Annotated in this window: 17 protein-coding genes and 1 tRNA gene; 1 reads left to right on the top strand and 17 read right to left on the bottom strand. The window is 60.9% G+C overall.

What is annotated here, in order from left to right; all coding sequences use genetic code 11:
* Positions 1-80: 80 nt before the first annotated feature.
* The 13 genes from AC1965_RS02900 to AC1965_RS02840 all read right to left on the bottom strand — a co-directional run bounded on the left by AC1965_RS02900 (position 81) and on the right by AC1965_RS02840 (position 12,773).
* Positions 81-581, bottom strand: coding sequence for a 3-hydroxyacyl-CoA dehydrogenase family protein (locus tag AC1965_RS02900; RefSeq protein WP_483885804.1), 501 nt, complete (start codon positions 579-581; stop codon positions 81-83).
* Positions 578-1,462, bottom strand: coding sequence for a helix-turn-helix transcriptional regulator (locus AC1965_RS02895; protein ID WP_483885803.1), 885 nt, complete (start codon positions 1,460-1,462; stop codon positions 578-580). Before AC1965_RS02895 ends, AC1965_RS02900 begins: the two co-directional genes overlap by 4 nt.
* Before the next feature lie 82 nt (positions 1,463-1,544).
* Positions 1,545-1,970 (bottom strand): acyl-CoA thioesterase, encoded by a 426-nt coding sequence (locus tag AC1965_RS02890; RefSeq protein WP_483885802.1) that lies wholly within the window; start codon positions 1,968-1,970, stop codon positions 1,545-1,547.
* Positions 1,970-3,151: a benzoyl-CoA 2,3-epoxidase subunit BoxA gene (boxA, locus tag AC1965_RS02885; RefSeq protein WP_483885801.1), complete on the bottom strand. Its 1,182-nt coding sequence runs from the start codon at positions 3,149-3,151 to the stop codon at positions 1,970-1,972. The genes AC1965_RS02890 and boxA overlap by 1 nt, the downstream gene beginning before the upstream one ends.
* Before the next feature lie 50 nt (positions 3,152-3,201).
* Complete coding sequence (boxB, locus tag AC1965_RS02880; RefSeq protein ID WP_483885800.1) at positions 3,202-4,653, bottom strand: benzoyl-CoA 2,3-epoxidase subunit BoxB; 1,452 nt, start codon at positions 4,651-4,653, stop codon at positions 3,202-3,204.
* A gap of 81 nt (positions 4,654-4,734) precedes the next feature.
* Entirely contained in the window at positions 4,735-6,393 is a 1,659-nt protein-coding gene (gene boxC, locus AC1965_RS02875; protein ID WP_483885799.1) for a 2,3-epoxybenzoyl-CoA dihydrolase, read from the bottom strand.
* A 115-nt stretch (positions 6,394-6,508) separates the two neighbouring features.
* Complete coding sequence (locus AC1965_RS02870; RefSeq protein ID WP_483885798.1) at positions 6,509-6,958, bottom strand: DUF309 domain-containing protein; 450 nt, start codon at positions 6,956-6,958, stop codon at positions 6,509-6,511.
* Positions 6,942-7,763 (bottom strand): alpha/beta fold hydrolase, encoded by an 822-nt coding sequence (locus AC1965_RS02865; protein WP_483885797.1) that lies wholly within the window; start codon positions 7,761-7,763, stop codon positions 6,942-6,944. Before AC1965_RS02865 ends, AC1965_RS02870 begins: the two co-directional genes overlap by 17 nt.
* Positions 7,763-9,304 carry a benzoate-CoA ligase family protein gene (locus AC1965_RS02860; protein ID WP_483885796.1) on the bottom strand — a complete coding sequence of 514 codons (1,542 nt, stop codon included), beginning with the start codon at positions 9,302-9,304 and terminating at the stop codon, positions 7,763-7,765. The genes AC1965_RS02865 and AC1965_RS02860 overlap by 1 nt, the downstream gene beginning before the upstream one ends.
* 93 nt (positions 9,305-9,397) lie before the next feature.
* Positions 9,398-10,714, bottom strand: a complete 1,317-nt coding sequence (locus AC1965_RS02855; protein ID WP_483885795.1) for a TRAP transporter large permease — start codon at positions 10,712-10,714, stop codon at positions 9,398-9,400.
* 1 nt (position 10,715) lies between these two features.
* Positions 10,716-11,297, bottom strand: coding sequence for a TRAP transporter small permease (locus AC1965_RS02850; RefSeq protein WP_483885794.1), 582 nt, complete (start codon positions 11,295-11,297; stop codon positions 10,716-10,718).
* A 76-nt stretch (positions 11,298-11,373) separates the two neighbouring features.
* A complete protein-coding gene (locus AC1965_RS02845) occupies positions 11,374-12,414 on the bottom strand; it encodes a TRAP transporter substrate-binding protein (protein ID WP_483885793.1) in 1,041 nt (346 codons plus the stop codon).
* Between the two features lie 282 nt (positions 12,415-12,696).
* Positions 12,697-12,773 (bottom strand) — tRNA-Met (locus tag AC1965_RS02840).
* 207 nt (positions 12,774-12,980) lie between these two features.
* Here AC1965_RS02840 and AC1965_RS02835 point away from each other — a divergent pair.
* The gene (locus AC1965_RS02835; protein WP_483885792.1) at positions 12,981-13,532 is read left to right on the top strand and encodes a fasciclin domain-containing protein; all 552 of its coding nucleotides are present in this window, start codon (positions 12,981-12,983) and stop codon (positions 13,530-13,532) included.
* Positions 13,533-13,668: 136 nt separating this feature from the next.
* Here the strand turns inward: AC1965_RS02835 and hisD are convergent, their stop codons facing one another.
* The 4 genes from hisD to murA all read right to left on the bottom strand — a co-directional run bounded on the left by hisD (position 13,669) and on the right by murA (position 17,156).
* Positions 13,669-14,970: a histidinol dehydrogenase gene (hisD, locus tag AC1965_RS02830; RefSeq protein ID WP_483885791.1), complete on the bottom strand. Its 1,302-nt coding sequence runs from the start codon at positions 14,968-14,970 to the stop codon at positions 13,669-13,671.
* A gap of 66 nt (positions 14,971-15,036) precedes the next feature.
* On the bottom strand, positions 15,037-15,387 hold the full coding sequence (locus tag AC1965_RS02825) for a hypothetical protein (RefSeq protein ID WP_483885790.1): 351 nt from the start codon (positions 15,385-15,387) through the stop codon (positions 15,037-15,039).
* Positions 15,388-15,417: 30 nt separating this feature from the next.
* The gene (locus AC1965_RS02820) at positions 15,418-15,888 is read right to left on the bottom strand and encodes a DUF2948 family protein (protein ID WP_483885789.1); all 471 of its coding nucleotides are present in this window, start codon (positions 15,886-15,888) and stop codon (positions 15,418-15,420) included.
* Positions 15,885-17,156: a UDP-N-acetylglucosamine 1-carboxyvinyltransferase gene (gene murA, locus AC1965_RS02815; RefSeq protein WP_483885788.1), complete on the bottom strand. Its 1,272-nt coding sequence runs from the start codon at positions 17,154-17,156 to the stop codon at positions 15,885-15,887. The genes AC1965_RS02820 and murA overlap by 4 nt, the downstream gene beginning before the upstream one ends.

Here is a 17,156-nt window from a genome sequence, read left to right as displayed (position 1 = left end):
TCAACCAACATCGAAGGGGCCGCATCGCTGCGGCCCTTTTTTTGTGATGAAGTAGGACGTAGCCGCCCCTTGATGCCGCACTAAATCTCGCTCAATCGGTCACGCGGAAAATGCAGCCCGTCCACGATAGCATCCGCAACTGCCGCCCGGTCCGCCCCTGCCGCGATCAACGCCGCCCGCCCCTGCGCCACCGCGTCATTCATCGCCGTTACCAGTTCTGTATCCCCCAGTTCGCTGCGCGCAACCTTGGCAAACCACGCCTCTTCGCGGATCAGGTCTTCGATCAGCGGATCAATCACCGCCCCGCCCCCACCGGGATAGCGGTAGTATCCAACACTGCCGCTCTTGCCCATCCGCCCCTCTGCCACCATGCGCGGCAGGATCGGGTTGTGCGGCCGCGCGAGGCGCGCCAGCACCCGGTCCAGCCCCAGCAAATCCTGCGCGGCACAGGGTCCAAGGCCATAACCCCAGTCGCACAGCGCCTCGTCCAGCTCCCAAGGGTTGGTGTGATGCAGCAGCATCCGTTCGGCCGCCTGCCAGAACCTGTCTTGCAGATCGGCGGTAACATCGGGGGCGATCACTCCGCCTCCAGAAAACGGCCCTTGGCGATGATCGTCATCAGATCGTTCAGTGACGACCGCACCGCCTTGTTCGATGTATTCATCATCGCCTCGGCCTGATTATACAGCGGCGTGCGGTCGGTCAGCAATTGCCGAAGCTGGGCCATTGCCGCCGGGTTGCCCTGCATCGGGCGCACATCGCCTTGCGCGCGCACCCGCTGCATGTGCTCTGCCGGGCTGGTGCGTATCCAGACAGAGTGAAACCGCTCCAACAGATGCGCGTAGGTGTCGCTGTCGGCCACGATGCCACCCGCCACCGCCAGGATGACGCGGTCATGCCGGGTACAGACCCGTTCCAGCGCGTCGGCCTCCATCCGGCGATATCCATCCTGGCCGTAGAACGCCATGACCTCGGCCAGCGGCATGTCGGCCTCGGCCTCGATCTCGCGGTTCAACTCGACAAACGGAATGTTCAGCGCCTCGCCTGCCATGCGCCCCAGGGTGGATTTACCGGCCCCGCGCAGCCCGATCAGCGCAATACGCCCGGCACGCAGCGCATGCGGGTTCTGTGGCGCCAGCAGGCCGCGCACCTTGTGCTGCACCGCCAAAGGGGCATCACGGAACAACGTGGCCACCCGGCCCGCGTCGTGGTCCATCGGCGCGGTTTCGGCCAGCAGGTCCTCAACCTTGAGATCGAGCGCCGCCGCCACCCGCTGCAACAGCAGGACCGAAATATTGCCCTCCCCGGCCTCCAACTGCGCCAGATAGCGCGGCGACACGCCCGACATTTCCGACAACACCCGACGCGGCAACCCGCGCGCTCGGCGCGCGTCCCCCACCCGTGTAGCAAGCCGTGCGATCAATTGCATACCGGGATCAGCGGGCGGAGTTTGTGGGGTCATGGCGCTCAATTCATGTAAGATAATGCATGAATAGCGCAGATCACGCCGCTTTTAAACGGAGGATTTGCACTAAAGCGCAAAATCACACAGACCGGATCAGCGGCTCGATCACTTTGCGTAGTTCTGGCGGGGCGGACTGGCTTTTGAACTGGTCTGCAATAGTAAAGACGCAGGTGAACGTGCCTTCGAAACACAGCACATCATTCTGCCGCGCCTTCATGCCAAAGGTGATGGATTTATCGCCCAGCCGTGTCGGATAGGTCTCGCACAGCAGCTTGTGGCGCGGGGTGACAGGGCTGCGAAAATCCAGCGACAGATGCACAAACGGCGTGCCGATGTTGCGGTCAATCTCAAGTTGAAACCAGCCATCGCCATCAAAGTGCGCTTCCCACCAAGCGTTGATCGCATCCAGCGCAAAATAGGGCAGCCGCGCGGTATAAGCGATGCGTGCCGGGTCACAGTCGCCCCACGTGACGTTGATTTCATGGACGAAGTTGGTCTTGGTCATCAGTAGGTTTCCACGTGATAGCGGCCCTCTTCACGCATCTTGTCGCGCAAAGCGGCCCATTGCTCGCCGATGCTTTCGGCAACGGAGGTGAGCGCCCGTTCTACCCCCTCCTCCATCCCGCGCAACCCGCAGATGTAGATATGGGTGCGGTCATCACGCAGCAGCGGCGCCAGATCATCGCCCTGTGCCAATATCCGATCCTGCACATATTCACGCGGGCTGTCGGGCAAACGGCTGAACACAAGGTTCTGTTGCAACACCGATGTCGGCACCTTTTTCAGCGGTCCGAAATAGGGCAGGCTTTCGGGCGCGCGCGCGCCAAAGTACATGGTCATGCCCCCCGTCGCCCCACTGCGCTGGCGTTGCATGGTAAAGGCCCGCATTGGGGCCGACCCCGTTCCGGTGCAGATCAACAGCATATGCGCGTCCGGGTGGTTGGGCATCAAGAATGTCGTGCCAAACGGTCCGGTCACGTCGACCGTTGCCCCCTGCGCAAGATCACATAGGTAATTTGACGCCAGCCCGCCGCCCTCACGTTTCACGGTCAGCGAAATATTGTGATAGCCGGGGCGTTCACCATCGCGGGGGCTTGAGACGGAATAAAGCCGCGGCAGATGCGGCTTGCCGTCGGCATCCATACCAGGCGGAATGATTCCGACCGATTGCCCCTCGAGCACCGGAAAGCGCAGCGCGCCAGGGTCGAGGATGATGTGGCGCACGTCATGTTCGGGATCATCGGTCAGCGGGTAATTGCCCTGTACCGTCATGCGCGCAGGCTTGCCCAGATTATACATGTTCGACGCAGGTTTTGCGGCTGTCACCGGCGCGCGCGCCTTGCCGCCCGCGCCCTTGTGCGCCTCGGCCAACAGCGCCGCAATCGGGTCTGCGGCGATATCATCGCCCGTTGCGGGGGCGGCTTCGATCTGTGCCTGTTCGGGCAGTTCTTCGAATTCGTACTGCTGTTCCAGCGAATAGGGTTCCTGCACCACGCGCCATTCGTCGATCGACCCCGTCGGGCAAACCGGAATGCAATCCATGCAGAAGTTACAGATATCCGCATCCACCACGACATTATTATCGTCATGGGTGATCGCATTGATCGGGCAGGTCATCTCGCAAGTGTAGCAGCGGATACAGATTTCCGGGTCGATCAGGTGTTGTTTGACGGGCTGGTTCATCATGCCTCCGGTTCGGTGGGCAGGTAGGGTGGGTTTCAAACCCACCCTACCATTCATGCCATGTGCAGTTGCACATATTCGAAATCGCCGGGCTTGTTGTCGATCCCGACCTTGGGCGCGGCGATCCAGCTGGCGTATTTGCCCGGCTCGTAACACGGCACCATTAGCGACTGGATGAAATCGCCATCCGCCTTGGTCGGCAGCCATTCATCGCGGCGTTTGTGCCATTCATCACTGCTGATCATATTGCCCGCCGGGTCCACCGCAACGGATGAAAACACCCCGATTTGCCGATGGAACCCTTCGTGTGGCAGCTTGAGTTCAAATTCGACCCCGGCCTTGGCAATCTGCTTGTTCCAGCGGCCTACACCGCCCGCCGCATCGCGCACATAGTCATCGCGCAGCCGCATGTTGATCGCCGTCAGGGCAGGCACGTCCTCGGTGACGATCTTGCCTTCCTTGAGCGAGGTCACCGGATAGGTGTCGTTGGTCAGCTTGTGATCATCGTCGATGCGCTGCTCCATGTAGCGCCCCTTGACGCCCGAGTTAAAGGCATTGGCGGCATTGGTGCTGACCTCCTGACCAAACAGATCAAGGCTGAGCGTATAGTGCAGGTTCAGCTTTTTCTGGATCGTCGGCAGGTCAATCACGCCGAGATCACGGATTTTACCCACATCCGTCGGATCGGTAATGCCCGCCTTGGCCATCGCCTCCAGCGTCGCTTGAATAACCCGGCCCACCCCGGTTTCACCCACAAACATGTGGTGCGCCTCTTCGGTCAGCATGAAACGACAGGTGCGGCTGAGCGGGTCAAAACCCGATTGCGCGAGGGATTCCAACTGCATTTTGCCATCACGGTCAGTGAAGTACGTGAACATGAAGAACGACAGCCAGTCGGGCGTTTCCTCGTTGAACGCCCCCAACATGCGCGGCGCCTCGTCGCTGCCCGACGAGCGCACCAGCAGATCGTTCGCCTCTTCGCGCCCATCGCGGCCAAAGTACTTTTGCAGCAAATACACCATCGCCCAGAGGTGGCGGCCCTCTTCGACGTTCACTTGAAACAGGTTGCGCAGGTCATAGAGCGACGGCGCGGTCAGGCCCAGAAACTTCTGCTGTTCCACACTGCCCGGCTCGGTGTCGCCCTGAATGACGATCAGACGTTTCAGCATGTTGCGGTATTCGCCCGGCACTTCCTGCCAGGCGGGTTCACCCAGATGTTCGCCCATCGGGATCTTGCGGTCCTCGACAGCCGGGGCCAGCAACACGCCCCAACGGTATTCGGGCATCTTCACATAGTCGAACTTGGCCCAACCTTTGGGGTCCACGCTCACGGCGGTGCGCAGGTAAACCATGCTTTCCTGAAAGTTCTGCGGGATCAGGTCGTTCCACCAGTTGATGTAACCGGGGTGCCATTTTTCGAGCGCTTTGAGCACCTTTTTGTCTTCGCTCAGCCCCACGTTATTTGGGATTTGCGTGTCGTAGCTGACGTTGATCAGGTCCATCATTTTGGTGTTCCTCCTGTGGCGGTGGGCCATGCGCCCCCCTAACAATTCATCTCTGCAAGATCGGCGCGCAGCCCATCCCGGTTACACACGTTCCATGTTGTATTTGCCGCGTACGCCGCTGCCGTAGCGTTGCAGCGCGCCTTCTTCGCCGACCGCGTTCGGACGCTGGAAGATCCAGTTTTGCCAAGCGGTCAAGCGGCCAAAAATCCGTGTTTCCATGGTTTCCGGTCCGGCAAAGCGCAGGTTCGCTTCCATCCCCGTCATCGCATCGGGGCTAAAACTGGCGCGCTCCTCCATGAACAGGCGCACTTCGTCTTCCCAATCGATGTCGTCATAGACATAGGTTACCAGACCCAGCTCATCGGCGGCCTTGGCCTCCAGCGGGGTGCCGATCTGGGCGCGCAGGGCCTCGACATGCTCCGGTGTGCCCAGAAAACGGGTTTCAAGCCGTGTCAGATCATTGCCCATCGGGTAGCGGCCAAAGTTGGCTTCGCTCAGCGTGATCGCCGCCAGTGCGCGGTCGTCATCGTCAAATTCTTCCAGCATCATATAGCTGCGGTCCACGGCCCAGAGCAGTTCAGCCAGAACCCCGGCATAGCACGACCCGTGTTCGACAATCGCCACCAGCGACCGCGAGGTCACGTCGATCCGTTTCAGCAGGCGTTTCCAATATTGAAGCACCTCGCCCGCCAACCAATGATCGGCATTGTCGAGCAGCAGCGCTTCATGTGCAATCAGGGTATCGGGGTCGCCTTGGGTCTGAAACTCAATCAGGCCCAGCTCTTTTTCATTGTTGCGCAGGTGCAAAATCGCATCGTCCAACTCCCGCGCCGCGCGCAACATCCAAGCCTGCGCCCCCTCAGCGGTAAAGGCATCCATATCCGCAGGGGCCGCCGCATCCGGTCCGGTGATGGTGATCGTCGCACGCCGCCCCGTCCGGTGCAGCACCACATCAACGGTGGAATAACGCACGCTATCGTCGGTGATTTCGCGTGCCAAGGGCGTCAGTTCAATCCCCGCCGCCACATCCGCCTTGTCCGACGCCGCCGCCATTTCGCGCGCCCGCGCCACAACCGTTTCGTCGAATTTCGAGTTGGGGATCACCTCATCCACCAGCCGCCATTCCAGCGCGCGCTTGCCTTTGACACCTTCTTCGATGGCACAGAACACATCGGCCAGATCGCGCCGCACTTTGCGTTTGTCCGTCACCCGGGTCAGACCGCCGGTGCCCGGCAGCACCGCCAATAGCGGCACTTCGGGCAGCGCCACCGATGACGTGCTGTCGTCGGTCAGCATCAGATGGTTACAGGCCAACGCCAGCTCATACCCACCGCCGGCACAGGCGCCCTTGATGGCACAGATGTAGTTCTGCCCGCTGTCCGCCAGCGCTGCTTCATAGGTGTTGCGGGTTTCATTGGTGAATTTACAAAAATTCACCTTGTGGGCATGGGCCGCACCGCCCAGCATGCGAATATTTGCCCCGGCACAGAATACCTTGTCCTTGGCCGACTGCATCACGACCACCTTGACCTCGGGGTGCTCGAACCGCATCCGCTGCACGATGTCGGCGAGTTCGATGTCGACGCCCAGATCATAGCTGTTCAGCTTCAACTCATAACCGTCAAACAGCCCGCCCTTTTCGTCCACATCCATGAACAGGTTGGCAACTGCGCCATCATACTCCACCCGCCAGTGGCGGTAGCGTGAGGGGTCGGTTTGAAAATCAATAACTTTGTTCATCTAAGCGTCCTTTGCCTGCTGGGCTTTGAATGTATTATAGTTCACAAGCCGCGCGGGTAAACGGGGCTGAGATGCTATATTTCGCCCATAATTTGCAAAATATTGCACAAAGCGACTACCTCACACGGGATTGCGTTTGCTTTACCCAGATCTTCACCTGGGCGACCCTCAGCCCCAGAATCGCGTGGTCCCTCGGGCAGCGCGCCAGATGCGCCAGGACCATGTCGCACAGCCGCCACGCGGCGCGCGGGCGTTGCATCAACAGCTTCAACCGGGCATTGGCCAATTGGATCACGGCCTGCACCATATCGCGCTCGGGCGAACCTTCGGGGGTGCGCAGCCATACGGCCTCGAGCAATTCGTGACATTCCCAGTAATAGCCCGCATCGAAATAGGCGCGCCCGGTGATGAAAGCCTGTGTGTCCTGCAACGCCGCAAGCGGCGTGTCCTCGCGCACGGTTGCCTTAAGGGCGTCGAAAAAGTCTTCGGGGTGGCGCGGGGTGACGCCCGGCACATGGGCATGTGGCGGCATCACCCCGGTTAAGACGTCAGGCGGCGACAACATGGGCCTGCTCCAGACGGTGCAGACGCGCGCAGAACGCAGCAATTGCGGCCAGTGTTTCGTCCGGCTTTTCCAGATGCGGGGCATGGCCGCAGTCAGGCAGGATCCACGTCTCCAACGGCGAATATATCCGCTCGGCGATTTCGTCGATCTGGGCAATGCTGCCATAGGGGTCATCCGCCCCTTGCACCGCAAGCACCGGAATGCGCCAGTGGTCAATCGCGTCTGCCACGTTCCAGGTCGCAAACCCAGGATCGGTCCAGACCCCATGCCAGCCGTTAAAGGCGCTGTCGACATCTGCATGATATTTCGCCAGCCGGTCGCGCAGATCGCCGGTGGCAAACTGTTCACCCGCCTGCGCAATCGCCGCCAGACCGGCGCTTTCGGTAAAGAAATGTGGCGCGATCAGCACCAGCGCGCGCACCCGCATGTCCGACACCGATCCGCCGTAAATCGCGGCGATGCTGGCCCCGTCGGAATGGCCCATCAGCACCGCGTGCTGCACGCCAAATCCGTCCAACACGGCGCCCAACACATCCTCTGCCTCGCGGGTCATGTAATCCAGCGGGCGCGGCAGTGTCGCCGGATCAGAACCGCCGTAGCCAGCGCGCGAATAGGCCAGAACGCCAAAGCCTGTCATTTCAGCCAGACGCTGGGGCACATCTCGCCACTGCGCCACAGAACCCAAACCTTCGTGCAACAGCACCAATGTCGGTGCCTGATCGGGGGCGGGCCCCCAGCAGCCATATTCCAGCGCGGTTCCGTCCACGGTGATCCTTGCGCCCGCTGCATGTGTCCATTCGACCATTAGTTTTCTCCCTGTCGTAGTTTGAAGCGCTGGATCTTGCCGGTTGCCGTCTTGGGCAGGTCTTCGACAAATTCGATCCAGCGCGGATATTTCCATTTGCCCACCTTGGTCTTCACGTGCTCTTGCAACTCGGCGCGCAGCGCGTCGTTTCCTGCGCCCGACTGCAAAACGACATAGGCACGGGGTTTCTCAAGTCCGTCTTCGTCCCTTGCGGCCACCACGGCGGCCTCCAACACGGCAGGGTGGCTGATCAGCGCGCCCTCCACCTCGAACGGGGACAGCCAGATGCCCGACACCTTGAACATGTCGTCTGTGCGCCCGCAGTAAACCAGTCGCCCATCGGCGCGGCGCGTGTATTTATCACCGGTGCGCGTCCAGACGCCCTGAAACGTCTCGCGGCTTTTGTCGCGCTGGTTCCAATAGCAGCTCGCGGCAGAGGCGCCGTTCACCAGCAGCTCGCCGACCTCGCCATCCAACACGTCTTCGCCATGTTCATCCACCAGCCGCAGCGCATAGCCCGGCACCGCAATGCCGGAGGTGCCATAGGCGATATCGCCCGATTGATTTGAAAGAAAGATATGCAGCATCTCGGTTGATCCGACCCCATCAAGGATGCCGACCCCCATATGCGCCTCCCAACGGCGACCAATATCCTCGGGCAGTGCCTCGCCCGCCGACAGGCAGCGCCGCAGCGGCGCCTTGGGTGCGCCGGATTTATCCATCTGGGCAACCATTGCGGCATAGAGCGTCGGCACACCGCAAAAGACTGTCGGCTGATGTGTGGCAATCGCGTCGATCATCCCCTGCGGCGTGGGCCGCCCGGCAAACAGCAGCGTGCAAGCCCCCACCGACAGTGGAAATGTCATCGCATTGCCCAACCCATAGGCGAAAAACAGTTTCGCCGCGGACAGCACCAAATCATTTTGGGCAATGCCCAGTACCTGCGCGCCGTAGGTATCAGCGGTGGCGCGCAGCGCTGAATGCACATGCGCCACCCCCTTGGGCTGCCCGGTCGAACCAGATGAGTAAAGCCAGAACGCCACCTCATCGCTTTTTGCCGGTCGCGCGGCGACAACCGGGGCGTCTTTGATGAAATCTTCATAGCGGGTCGTGCCGGGCACGGCATCGCCAATCACCACCACCTGCCGCAGATAGGGATTGTCCTTGATCACTGGGGCAACTGTCGCCCAAAGGGGGGCAGAGACAAACAAAATCGGCGCCCGGCAATCGCGTAGGATCGCATCGTAGACATCACCGCCCAAAAGCGTGTTGAGCGGCACCGGCACGACCCCGGCCTTGAGCGCGCCCCAGAAAATCTGTGGGAATTCAATCTGGTCCAGCACCAGCATCGCGGCACGCTCCTCGGCCCGCACCCCGGCCAGCCCCAGCGCCCCCGCCACGGCACCAGACCCGTCAGCCAACGCCGCAAAACTCAGCGTTCGGCCGTTTTCGACCTCGCGGTAGGCGCAGGCGTCGCCGCGCCCTTCGTCACAGTGACGGTCGACAAAATACGTCGCGGCGTTGGCATGGACTGATAGCATATGATCCCCCTTATGTGGGGCAATCTGTGCATCTTAGTGCGGATACCGCAAGCAATCCGTGGCAAAGCTGCACTTTAGTGCAATCAACCGCCGTCAGGGCAAGAGAAACAGGGTGATTGCAGGAAAGGCGACAAGGATCACGACGCGGACGATGTCAGAGGCGACAAAGTACATGACCGCTTTGTAAGTGTCGGTAATCGGTGTCTCGCGGTCCATTGAATTGATGATGAACAGGTTCATCCCCACCGGTGGCGTGATCAGCCCAACCTCAACCACGATCAGCACCAAGATGCCGAACCAGATCGCCAGATGTTCCGGGCTCATCCCGAAATCCATCGCCGAGATGACAGGGAAGAAGATCGGCACCGTCAGCAATATCATCGACAGGCTATCCATCAGGCAGCCAAAGATCAGATAGAACACCAAGATCACGATCAGAACGGTCAGCGGCGCATAGCCCTGGGTCGTGACCCATTCCGCCATGTACTGAGGCACGCCAGACAGGGCGAGGAACCCGTTATAAAACGCCGCCCCCAGCACGATGAAAAAGATCATCGCTGTGGTGCGTGCAGTGCCCAGCAGACTCTCGCGCAGCACTGCCCAGTTCAGAGAGCCGGACATCAGCGCCACCAGCCCGGTGCCGGCCGCGCCGATGGCCGACCCTTCGGTTGGGGTGAACCAGCCCAGATAGATGCCGCCCACCACGACGAAAAAGATCACCAGCACCGGCCATGTGTCCGCCAGCGCGCGAAACCGTTCGCCCATCGGCACCGGGGGCCGCGTGCCCGCCGCATCCGGATGCAGCCGCACATAAACCGAAATCGTCGCGATATAGCCCAGCGCCGCAAGGATGCCGGGGATAAAGGCCGCCAAAAACAGCTTGGCGATATTCTGCTCCGTCAGGATCGCATAGATCACCAAAATGACCGAAGGCGGGATCAAAATCCCCAATGTCCCCCCCGCCGCCAGCGTCGCGGTGGAAAACCCACCGGAATAGCCATAGCGCCGCAGCTCAGGCAGGGCCACACGGCTCATGGTGGCGGCGGTGGCCAGTGACGACCCGCAGATCGCACCAAAGCCCGCACAGGCCCCCACAGCGGCCATGGCGACGCCCCCACGGCGGTGGCCAAGGAAACTTTCGGCGGCCTTGAACAACGCCGAGGACATGCCCGACAGCGTGGCAAACTGGCCCATCAGCAAAAACAACGGGATGATGCTCAGCGAATAGCTTGAAAAGGTGGTGTAGGTTTCGGACTTCAGCTTGGCCAACAGCGGCGTCGGGTTGCCGCCCATCGCCATATACCAGCCGCCAAACCCACACAGCAGCATCGCCAACCCAATCGGTGCGCGCAAAAACACCATAAGCAGCAGAATAGGAAAGGACCAAAAGCCCATCTCAAGATTGGTCACGTCAGTGGCCCCCGTGTTCTGATGGCAGCAAAGGACGGCCAATCATCGCTTCGCCCACACGCATCACCACGCAATAGACGGCGATGATACAGGCCACGATCCCGGCGGCAAAACTGGCGGCATAGGACCACCAGACCGGAAATTGCAGGAAAAATGTCGTCTCGCCATTGCCCAGATAACGCTGCATCCCCTCGTACAACCGCCAGATGATCAACAAGATCACCAGCGTCAGCACCACCTCCCAGAACGCCACAATCCAGCGGTTCACCCGCGCAGGCAGGAAGGATGTGAAAATATCGACACTCGCATGGGCACCATACAATTGGCAGATCGGCAAAAAGGAAAAGATCGCAAAGGCGACACCGGCCTCCAGTATCTCGTAATTGCCGTTGATCTCCCCCACCCCCAGATCCAGCACAAACTGCGCCAGCCCGGTCATGTTCTCGCGAAAGAAATCTCCGTGCATCAGCTTGTTCAGCGCCCGCCCGACGATCGACAGCGTGGTGATCACGATCAACACCAACAACACCACGCCACCGGCAATGGCCGTGACACGGGCAAGGGTCTGGATCGCTCTGTGCATCTGGAAAACCTCTTGGGGGTTAAAAAAGGTCTGCGGCGGGCAATGCCGCCGCAGACCATGGCCCTTGGTGGTACGCTTACTTGTCGTAGGCGTCCATCAATTCGCGGGCTTCGTCGATCAGCGCCTGACCGTCGATGCCCTTGCTGTCCATATCCGCAATCCATTCCGCATAGATCGGCTGCGCGGCCTCTTTCCAAACGGCGGTTTCTTCTTCGTTCAGGGTCACGATGTTGTTGCCCAGATCAACCGCGATCTGACGCGCACCAACATCCGCATCCTCCTGTGTGCCACCCGCAAAGATCGAGAATTCCAGACCGGAGTTATCGTCGACCACCTTTTTCAGGTCGTCAGGCAGGCTTTCATACTTGTCCTTGTTCATCGCCAGAACAAAGGTCAGCACATACAGCGCGTTGCCTGTGTACTCGGTATGGTTCTTGACCAGTTCCGACACTTTCAGCGCCGGTGTCACTTCCCACGGGATCGTCGCCCCGTCGATCACACCCTTGGACAGCCCCTCGGGGATCGCCGGAACCGGCATGCCGACAGGTGTCGCGCCGACCTTTTCCAGCAGCGCATTGGCCAGACGCGACCCGCCGCGGATCTTCATGCCCTGCATGTCAGCGGGCGTGCGGATTTCCTTGTTGGTGTGCAACATGCCGGGGCCATGGACCCAAGTGCCAAGGATATGGACGTCTTTAAATTCGGTGTCCTTCATGTGCTTTTCAAACATCTGCCAATAGGCCGAACTGGCAGCGCGGGCATTGGTCATCATGAAGGGCAGTTCGAACACCTCGGTCGACGGATAGCGGCCCGGCGTATACCCGACCACGGTCCAGACGATGTCGGCCACGCCATCAATGGCCTGGTCCATCAACTCTGGCGGGGTGCCGCCAAGCTGCATCGACGGATACCGTTCAATCTTGATGCGGCCCTCGCTGTCGGCCTCGACTTTGTCTGCCCAGACGTCCAGCACCAGCTTTGGCACGTTGGCCTGAGGCGGCAGGAACTGGTGCAGGCGCAGCGTGACGTCCTGCGCTGCGGCAGATGTCGCGCCAAAGCCAAAGGCCAGCGCGGCCGCACCGGCCATGTTCAGAAATGTTTTCCGCGTGATGGTCATCGTATCCTCCCTGATAACCCGCTCGCATCCCAAGTGGATGCAATGCAGTTGTTTTGTTAAGCAACGCTAAGTGAGTGCATGTTGGATGTCACCAAGGTAAATCCTGCCCCCCGAAGTAAATCCCGCGCCCCCAACGCAATTTCTTGCACATCTAGGCAAAGTTATCAGGTGACAGTCAACAGGCCCGAGAAAATTTCGCAGTAAAATGCAAACACTGCACGCAATGCGCGAATATTTCCGGGCTGCAGGCGGGCCTAGAGGCCTTGGTTTTTGGAGGAAAGATGGTGGCGTTACCTGGATTTGAACCAGGGACCTAACGATTATGAGTCGTTCGCTCTAACCAACTGAGCTATAACGCCATCGGCGCGTGGACTAAGCCAGCCATGCACCGCCGTCAAGGGCGAAAACCCGATTGGGCCGGTTGCCACTGCAATTAGATGGCGGCGCATTGGCCACCTTGCCCCCTTCCAAAAATAATTCTGCCATTTGTTGAAACTTTGGTCGGTGCCCTGCGTGGGTTCAACCGGATCGCAAGACGATCGCGAATAATGAACGGGAGACCCGAAATGACCTTTACCCAAACACTGATGACCACCGCCGCCCTCGCCCTTGTGGGCAGCACCGCCTTTGCAGGCAGCCCCATCGTCGGCGGCGCCGCGATGTACGAAGACAAGACCATCGTGGAAAACGCCGTGAACTCCAAGGACCACACCACGCTCGTCGCCGCTGTGAAAGCCGCCGGTCTGGTCGAAACACTGTCGGGTGAAGGCCCCTTTACCGTGTTCGCCCCAACCAACGCCGCTTTTGACAAGCTGCCCGCCGGCACCGTGGAGACACTGGTAAAGCCTGAGAACAAGGAAACCCTGACCCAGATCCTGACCTGCCACGTGGTTGGCAAGGAAGTGATGGCCAAGGCACTGCAAGGCATGATCGCCGATGATGGTGGCACCCACCCTGTACCGACATTGGGCGGCTGCACTCTGCAAGCGACCTACGCCGATGGCGCAATGATCTTGACCGATGAAAACGGCAACAAAGCCAACGTGACGATCGCTGACGTCAAGCAGTCAAACGGCGTGATCCACGTGATCGACGGCGTTCTGCTGCCCAAGCAATAAACCAAAGCGGCGTTCCCCGAGCGCTTTACTCGGGGGACGCATCTTCGCTTACCACATTCTTTTCCGGGTCCAGAACACCCTCGGGGGGTGATTATTTTTGCGTAATTGGTTTACGCCCAATCGCGCGCAACGCGCCCTACCCGTTCAACTTGCGCAACCGCGCCGTCACAGACAGACCATGCGCCTCAAGGCTCTCTGAGCGGGCCAGCCGTTCCGCCGCAGGCCCAATCGCACGCAGCGCGTCGGGCGACATCCGCGCCAGCGTGGTGCGCTTCATGAAATCAAGCACCGACAGCCCCGACGAGAACCGTGCCGAGCGGGCGGTGGGCAAGACGTGGTTTGGCCCGCCGACGTAATCCCCGATGGCTTCGGGTGTCCATTGCCCCAGGAATATCGCACCTGCGTGCGTAATCTGCGCACTCAGCGCGTCCGGGTCAGCAACACATAGTTCAAGGTGTTCGGGCGCGATACGGTTGCTAAGCCTGGCCGCCGTCGCGAGGTCGGGCACGGTGATGATTGCGCCATTGTCGCGCCAACTGACCCCGGCAATCGCACGGCGTTCAAGGGTTTCGAGCCGTTTGTGCACCGCATCTGCCACCGCGCGGCCAAAAGCGGGATCGGTGGTGATCAAGATGCTTTGTGCGCTTTCGTCGTGTTCGGCCTGGCTGAGCAGGTCAAGCGCGATCCAGTCGGGATCGTTGTCGGCGTCCGCAATGACCAGAATTTCCGACGGCCCGGCGATCATGTCGATGCCGACTTTGCCGAAAACGCGCCGTTTGGCGGCGGCAACAAAGGCGTTGCCGGGGCCGGTAATCTTGTCCACCGGTGGGATGGTGGCGGTGCCATAGGCAAGTGCCGCCACCGCCTGCGCGCCACCGACGCGGTAAATTTCGTCCACGCCCGCGATCTGAGCGGCCAGCAGCACAAGCGGGTTCAGCACGCCCCCCGGGGTTGGCACGACCATGGCCAGGCGCGCGACTCCGGCGACCTTGGCCGGGACGGCGTTCATCAAGACAGAGGAAGGATAGCTGGCCAACCCTCCCGGCACGTAGAGACCCGCCGCAGAAACCGGGGTCCAGCGCCAGCCCAGGGTTGCGCCGTCGGGGTCGGTCCATTCAGCGTCTTGGGGCAGCTGGCGCACGTGGTACGCGCGGATGCGGTGGGCAGCCAATTCCAGCGCGTGTCGGTCTTCGGCCGAGACTTGGGCGGCGGCCGCTGCGATTTCATCCGCCGAGATGCGCAGCGTATCGGGCGTGAGGGTGACGTGGTCAAACTTCTCGGTCAATGCGATCAGCGCTGCGTCGCCGCGATTGCGTACATCTGCGATGATCTCGGCGACCACCGCGTCCACGTCGGGGCTGTCTTCGCGTTTGGCGTTCAACAGCTTGTCGAAGGCGGCTTCGAAATCTGGGGCGGTAGCGTCAAGGGTCACGGGCATGGCGGATCAGGCTCCAAAAAGAGAAGTATGCCTCCAGCGGAGGGTATTTAACGTCCAAAGACGCGGTTATTGGGGGGCCGGGCGGCGGATGCTGGGCTCGGCGCGCAAGCTGGTGGCGGCGGGTTTGGTGGGGGCGTTGGCACCAGTCGTGGCGGGGCTGGATCGCTGGGCCAGACGCTGTGCGCGGGTGTCCTGGGCCAGATCGAAAAGCGCACGCGCCGCATGGGCTGCAAGAATGGCAAACAGCCCGCCCGACGCCGCTGAGAGCGCGGGCAGCAGGGCGAGCACTTGCAGGCCCTGCAACAGCAGGTTAACCGCCATCGCCAGCCCCAGCAGGATCAAGGCCCAACCGAACACTTCGAGGACAAGGGCAACGGTGCGGCCCCTGATATATTTTGCAGGTTTGAGATCAGACATTGGATTAATCCTGAGATACCGCGGTGCGGGTTATTCGGGGTGGGACGGACGCTTCTTTGACGGCGCAACATAGGGGCGCGTCACGTCCTTGAGGGTCACTTCGAGCGCTTCGACATCAAGCCGGATCGCGCCGTCACCTGCGAGGATCAGGGTGATCTGGCCGGAGGGGGCGTCAGTGGCATCAAATGTGATGTCGAGCAGCGACAGGATGGTGTCGGCGTCGCCCTTGGGTACGCCCTGGCTGGCGACCTTTTGCACGTTGTTGAACATCAGCACCGATTGCACCCGTTCCGGCGCGTGGCGCGATGTGTCGCCATCTTCGCGGCGCAGCCGGTTGAGCAAGAGGGCAAAGCGCGCGCCCTTGCGGTGCCAGCGCATTTCGGACGCCGGAAAGACGGCATCCTGTGCCAAGGCCGCGACGATGCCGAGGTCGGCGTCATCCAGCGCGCCCAGGTTCAGAGGAGCCTCGCGGCCGTCTTGGAAACGTGCGTCTTCTGTCATGTGCCGTGCACCCGTTCAATATCGGCGCCGACGCCGCGCAATTTGGCGACCACATGTTCGTAGCCGCGATCAAGGTGGTAGACGCGGCTGACCGTGGTTTCGCCGCTGGCTGCCAGACCCGCGAGGATCAACGAGATCGAGGCGCGCAGATCGGTGGCCATCACCGGCGCGCCTTTTAGTTTGTCAACGCCGGTCACGGTGGCATGACCGCCGTGCACGTCAATCTTGGCCCCCATGCGAATAAGTTCAGGCGCGTGCATGAAGCGGTTTTCAAAAATCTTTTCTTCCAGCACTGATGTTCCGTCTGCGGTACATAGCAGCGCCATCATCTGCGCCTGAAGGTCAGTGGGAAAACCGGGGAAAGGTTCGGTGGTGATATCCACGGCTCCAATGCGCCCATTGCGCCGCGCGACTTTAAGCCCTGCCTCGGTCTCAGACACATCAATGCCTGCCGCGTCCAGCTTTTCACAGAACGCCGCCAGCAGGTCGATCCGCCCGCCCAGCAGTTCGACTTCGCCGCCGCAAAAGGCCGGGGCCAGCATATAGGTGCCAAGTTCGATTCGGTCCGTCACCACGCGGTGGGTTGCACCGTGCAGGCTGTCGACGCCCTGAATTGTGATGCTCGCGGTGCCGTCGCCGTCGATCTGGGCGCCCATGGCCCGCAGGCAATTGGCCAGGTCGACGATTTCAGGCTCGCGCGCGGCATTGTTGATTACGGTCGTGCCCTTGGCCAAGGTCGCGGCCATCAGGATGTTTTCGGTGGCGCCAACCGAGGCGAAGGGGAAATCAATCACCGCGCCCTTGAGCTTGCCGCCCTGCGCCTTGGCGTGCAGATAGCCATCGCGCAATTCGATCTCGGCCCCCATTTTGGCCAGACCATCGGTGTGAATGTCCATCGGACGTGCGCCAATCGCGCAGCCCCCGGGCAGCGACACTTCGGCATGGCCTTCGCGGGCCAAAAGCGGACCCAACACAAGGTTGGAGGCGCGCATCTTGCGCACAATATCATATTCGGCGCGGGTGTTAATCGGCCCGTGGCTGGCCATGGCGATCACTTTGCCCTCCTGCAACGACGTGACCTCGGCCCCGAGCGAGCGCAAAAGTTCGGTCATCGTACGGATGTCGCTGAGCCGTGGCGCATTGGTCAGTGTCAGCGGTTCTTCGCTGAGCAGTGTTGCAGGCATCAAGGCAAGGCAGGCGTTTTTCGCGCCTGCAATCGGAATTTGCCCGTGAAGGGCGCCACCGCCCCTGACCAGAATGGAATCCAT

It is taken from the genome of Sulfitobacter sp. KMM 9851 (assembly GCF_057178245.1).
This window is presented reverse-complemented; position numbering and strand designations above follow the sequence as displayed.

Bases quoted from the DNA above. Each gene is read 5' to 3' on its own strand.
- boxA (WP_483885801.1), bottom strand. From the start codon at position 3,151: ATGATGAACCAGCCCGTCAAACAACACCTGATCGACCCGGAAATCTGT.
- AC1965_RS02845 (WP_483885793.1), bottom strand. From the start codon at position 12,414: ATGACCATCACGCGGAAAACATTTCTGAACATGGCCGGTGCGGCCGCG.
- murA (WP_483885788.1), bottom strand. From the start codon at position 17,156: ATGGATTCCATTCTGGTCAGGGGCGGTGGCGCCCTTCACGGGCAAATT.
- AC1965_RS02820 (WP_483885789.1), bottom strand. From the start codon at position 15,888: ATGACAGAAGACGCACGTTTCCAAGACGGCCGCGAGGCTCCTCTGAAC.
- boxC (WP_483885799.1), bottom strand. From the start codon at position 6,393: ATGAACAAAGTTATTGATTTTCAAACCGACCCCTCACGCTACCGCCAC.
- boxB (WP_483885800.1), bottom strand. From the start codon at position 4,653: ATGATGGACCTGATCAACGTCAGCTACGACACGCAAATCCCAAATAAC.
- AC1965_RS02850 (WP_483885794.1), bottom strand. From the start codon at position 11,297: ATGCACAGAGCGATCCAGACCCTTGCCCGTGTCACGGCCATTGCCGGT.
- AC1965_RS02860 (WP_483885796.1), bottom strand. From the start codon at position 9,304: ATGCTATCAGTCCATGCCAACGCCGCGACGTATTTTGTCGACCGTCAC.
- hisD (WP_483885791.1), bottom strand. From the start codon at position 14,970: ATGCCCGTGACCCTTGACGCTACCGCCCCAGATTTCGAAGCCGCCTTC.
- AC1965_RS02870 (WP_483885798.1), bottom strand. From the start codon at position 6,958: ATGTTGTCGCCGCCTGACGTCTTAACCGGGGTGATGCCGCCACATGCC.
- AC1965_RS02825 (WP_483885790.1), bottom strand. From the start codon at position 15,387: ATGTCTGATCTCAAACCTGCAAAATATATCAGGGGCCGCACCGTTGCC.
- AC1965_RS02890 (WP_483885802.1), bottom strand. From the start codon at position 1,970: ATGACCAAGACCAACTTCGTCCATGAAATCAACGTCACGTGGGGCGAC.
- AC1965_RS02895 (WP_483885803.1), bottom strand. From the start codon at position 1,462: ATGACCCCACAAACTCCGCCCGCTGATCCCGGTATGCAATTGATCGCA.
- AC1965_RS02835 (WP_483885792.1), top strand. From the start codon at position 12,981: ATGACCTTTACCCAAACACTGATGACCACCGCCGCCCTCGCCCTTGTG.
- AC1965_RS02865 (WP_483885797.1), bottom strand. From the start codon at position 7,763: ATGGTCGAATGGACACATGCAGCGGGCGCAAGGATCACCGTGGACGGA.